This window comes from Xanthomonas sp. SHU 199 (assembly GCF_000364665.1).
Lineage (GTDB): Bacteria > Pseudomonadota > Gammaproteobacteria > Xanthomonadales > Xanthomonadaceae > Xanthomonas_A > Xanthomonas_A sontii.
Map to the genome: position 1 here is coordinate 1 of NZ_AQOI01000184.1, position 1,508 is coordinate 1,508.

Here is a 1,508-nt window from a genome sequence, read left to right on the forward strand (position 1 = left end):
TGACGCGCTGCCGGCCGGCTCGCCGGCCGACGTGCCGCGCTGGAACACCAGCCCGCAGGTGATCGCGGTCGGCAGCGCCGGCCTCGGCGGCCAGCGCATCGACGTGGCCGCCGGCTGCACCGTGCTCGGCGTCAGCGGCCCGCTGGACTACAGCTTCCGCCGCTACACCATCTACCCGGAAACCGCGCCCACCGTGCAGTGCGACGGCGCCGACCAGCCCAAGGCCGCCCCCGCGCCGCAGGCCGACGACGTCAACATCGCCACCTACAACATGGAGCGCTTCTTCGACGACCAGAACGATCCGGCGATCGGCGAACCGGTGCTGACCGCGGCCGCCTACCAGGCGCGCCTCAACAAGGCCTCGCTGGCGATCCGCAACTACCTCAACACCCCCGACATCCTCGGCACGGTGGAGATCGAGAACCTGAGCGTGCTGCAGACCCTGGCCGACCGCGTCAACCGCGACGCGGTCGCCGCCGGCCAGCCCGATCCGCAGTACGTGGCCTACCTGCAGGAAGGCAACGACGTGGGCGGCATCGACGTCGGCTTCCTGGTCAAGACCGCGCAGATCGGCGCCGGCATCGCCCGCGTCGAGGTGGTCTCGGTGAGCCAGGAAGGCAAGGCCGCCACCTGGACCGAGCCCAGCGGCACCGTCAGCCTGCTCAACGACCGTCCGCCGCTGCTGCTGAAGGCGGTGGTGCATTTCGCCGACGGCCGCGCGCTGCCGCTGACCGTGGTCGAGGTGCACCAGCGTTCGCTCAACGGCGCCGAGACCGACGACGCCAGCGGCCAGCGCATCCGCGCCAAGCGCCAGGCGCAGGCGGTGTTCCTGGCCAACCTGCTGCAGGCGCGCCAGACCGCCGATCCGACCGAGCAGTTGCTGGTGATGGGCGACTTCAACGCCTTCGAGTTCAACGACGGCTACGTCGATGCCATGGGCACCATCACCGGCCTGCCGGCGCCCGACGCGCAGACCGTGGTCGGCGGCGACGGCGCCACCCTGGTCGATCCGGCGCTGTACAACCTGACCCTGCTGTCGACGCCGGACCAGAGCTACTCCTACGCCTACGACGGCAACGTGCAGTCGCTGGACCACATCCTGGCCAACCGTGCGCTGATGCGCTCGGCGCAGATCGCCGGTCTCAGCGAAGCCCATGCGCGGCTCAACGCCGACTTCCCGGCCGTGGCCCGCAACGACGCCAACTCGCCGGCGCGGCTGTCCGACCACGACCCGGCGGTGGTGCTGATCAAGCTCAAGCCGCTGGAGCGCGCCGACCTGAGCCTGCGCGTGAGCGCCGCCAACGCGTCGGTCTATGCCGGCGACACCATCCGCTACAGCGTGGAACTGGCCAACGCCGGTCCGGACGCGGCGCGTGCGGCGGCAGTCGCCTTCGCCCTGGACGCGGCGGTGGCCCCGAGCGTGACCGCCGCCCCGGGCTGGGACTGCGCCGCGCCGGAGGTGGCTGCGCAGACCGTGGTCACCTGCAGCACCGCGCAGTTCGCCGCCG

1 pseudogene is annotated in these 1,508 nt (G+C 71.8%); it reads left to right on the forward strand.

What is annotated here, in order from left to right:
* A pseudogene (locus tag D183_RS0107735) lies at positions 1-1,508 on the forward strand (endonuclease/exonuclease/phosphatase family protein); the annotation flags it as partial.